The following is a 2,342-nucleotide window of genomic DNA, read 5'->3' as shown; positions in this document are numbered from 1 at the left end:
GCGCTGATCCGCTTCCGCGCGCGGCCATTCCACATAGAAGTGATTCGTGGTCTCCAACAGCCTCCGCCTGCGCACCTTCCGCAGCGCGGTCGCCAGTGCGCCGCTGAAGTAGCGCGTCACCCTCGGTGCCCGTCGACTCCTGTGTTCGGCGGGCACCGTTGTGCTCGGCAGGTGCTGTGGCGGGCGTATTGGGTTAGAACAGGGGTATGGCCGAGTTCAACGCGTCCGACTTGCAGCCGGGCCAGATCGAGTCCAAGGACAACGGCGAGCGGCTGGGCCGCTCCACCGGAGGGTGCTTGGTGCAGCTGCGCCGCCGGGTTTCCGCACCGGGGTTCGCGGTCACCGTCGACGCCGAAGCGCGCCCGGGCGTGCCGACCGAGCTGCTGACCCAGGAGTGGGCCGCGGCCAACGCCGCGTTCTCCCGGTTCATGCGCGAGTTCTGACCGCACGCTCCACAGAGGACTTCGCCAGGCGCAAGTCCTGCTTTGGCATGCGGGCGAAATGAATGGTGCTGGGGACCTTGTGCCGGGACGTTCGTCGATCGAGGATACGTTCCACGTTCGCCCCTAGGTCTCCCGGAGCGCGCATGTCGCACACGTTCACCAGCCGGTCAGGACGAGAACTGGACGCCCAGGTCGGCATCGTCGGCACCGGCACCATGGGAAGCATGCTCGCCTGGCAGCTCGCCCGCCGCGGCGTGCAGGTGCTGGCTTTCGAGCGGTTCTCGCCCGGGCACGACCGGGGTGCGGTCGGCGGTGAAACCCGGCTGTTCCGCCTCGCCTACGCCGAAGGCCACCAGTACGTGCCGCTGCTGCGGGACTCCCTGCGGTTGTGGCGGGAACTGGAGGAGGAAGCAGGCGCGAACATCCTGGCGCAGTGCGGAGGATTGACGATCGGCGACTCCGGAAGCGACTACATCGCCGGACTGCTCGCCAACGCACGCGACACCGATGTGCCGGTCGCGGTCCTGTCCACCGCCGAAGTCGCCGAGCGCTACCCGCAGCACGGCCTGCTCGACGGTGAGATCGCGGTGCTCGACGAGCAGGCCGGTTACCTGCGCTGCGAGCAAGCGGTGCTCAGCGCCACCCGCGTCGCCGAGCGATCCGGGGTGGAGGTGCTGCGCTACACCGAGGTCACCGAACTCGTCGAGGACGGCGACAGCGTTCTGGTGAGCACTGCGGACGGATCGTCGTACCGGGTCGGGCAGGTGGTGGTGGCCGCCGGTTCGTGGTCCGCCCGCTTCCTGCCGGACGAACTGGCCGGTGCGGTCCAGTCCCGGCGCGTGCTGCTGAGCTGGTTCGGCACCGACGACATCGACGCGTACCGGCCCGACCGGTTCCCGATCTTCATCCACCACGGCGGCGGCCGGCACGTCTACGGCATGCCGACCGTGGACGGCGTGATGGTCAAGATCGCCGGGGCCGTCGCGGCCCACCCCGTGCCCGCACCGGAAGCCGTGCAACCGCGGCACAGCGCGGCCGAGATTCGCGAAGTCGCCGACGCCGTGGGGAAATTCCTGCCAGGACTGGATCCGGAGCCTATTCGCACCGACGCCTTCACCGACCTCTACACGACCGATGAACGGCCACTCGTCGGACGAGTTGGCGAGCGGACCGTGGTGACCACCGGGCACTCCGGGCGGGGCTTCAAATATGCCCCCGGGGTGGCCGCGGTGGTGGCCGATGTGCTGTCCGGCAACGACGATCCGCGCTACGACTTCATGTCGCCGAAGCGGTTCTGACGCCCCGGCGTCGCGGTTTCGGCCCCGTGCGGTGCGGGGTATTGCGAGGGCAACCAGCACCGCCGTTGAAAGGACCAGCCATGACCACCGCGCGCGACATCATGCATGCAGGGGCCAAATGCGTGAACGAGGACGACAGCCTGTACACGGCCGCGCAGATGATGCGCGACCTCAAGGTCGGATCGCTGCCGATCTGCGGTCGCGACAACCGGTTGCACGGCATCATCACCGACCGCGACATCGTGCTGCGCTGCTGCGCGGAAGGCCGCGACCCGGCCGAGGTGAAGGCCGGTGAACTGGCCCAGGGCAAGCCGCACTGGGTCGATGCCGGATCCGACGTGGCCAAGGTGCTGACCATGATGGAGCAGTACCAGATCCGCCGGGTACCGGTGATCGCCGAGCACCAGCTCGTCGGCATGATCAGCGAAGCGGACCTGGCCCGCCACCTCACCGACGAGCAGTTGGCGCACTTCGTGGAGAGCGTTTACGCGGCCAGGTGATCCAGCCGTGCTCAGCACCCGGCTGCTCTTCCGCTTCGACCTCGCCAACGCCATCGCGCAGCTGCGGATCACCAAGCGGGGCCGCTGGGTGATGAACCGCG

General features: G+C 68.6%; 3 protein-coding genes. All 3 read left to right on the top strand.

The features are described from left to right. Positions 1-206: 206 nt before the first annotated feature. Positions 207-443 carry a hypothetical protein gene (locus tag ABTZ89_RS38000; RefSeq protein WP_270949875.1) on the top strand — a complete coding sequence of 79 codons (237 nt, stop codon included), beginning with the start codon at positions 207-209 and terminating at the stop codon, positions 441-443. A 143-nt stretch (positions 444-586) separates the two neighbouring features. After that, a complete protein-coding gene (solA, locus tag ABTZ89_RS37995) occupies positions 587-1,741 on the top strand; it encodes an N-methyl-L-tryptophan oxidase (protein ID WP_351054162.1) in 1,155 nt (384 codons plus the stop codon). An 80-nt stretch (positions 1,742-1,821) separates the two neighbouring features. Then, positions 1,822-2,241, top strand: a complete 420-nt coding sequence (locus tag ABTZ89_RS37990; RefSeq protein WP_270949872.1) for a CBS domain-containing protein — start codon at positions 1,822-1,824, stop codon at positions 2,239-2,241. Positions 2,242-2,342: the final 101 nt, after the last annotated feature.

This window comes from Saccharopolyspora sp. NPDC002686 (assembly GCF_040295745.1).
GTDB lineage: Bacteria > Actinomycetota > Actinomycetes > Mycobacteriales > Pseudonocardiaceae > Saccharopolyspora > Saccharopolyspora oryzae.
This window is presented reverse-complemented; position numbering and strand designations above follow the sequence as displayed.

What these genes read in the sequence shown, in the direction of transcription:
- ABTZ89_RS38000 (WP_270949875.1), top strand. Translation starts at nt 207, where the DNA reads ATGGCCGAGTTCAACGCGTCCGACTTGCAGCCGGGCCAGATCGAGTCC.
- solA (WP_351054162.1), top strand. Translation starts at nt 587, where the DNA reads ATGTCGCACACGTTCACCAGCCGGTCAGGACGAGAACTGGACGCCCAG.
- ABTZ89_RS37990 (WP_270949872.1), top strand. Translation starts at nt 1,822, where the DNA reads ATGACCACCGCGCGCGACATCATGCATGCAGGGGCCAAATGCGTGAAC.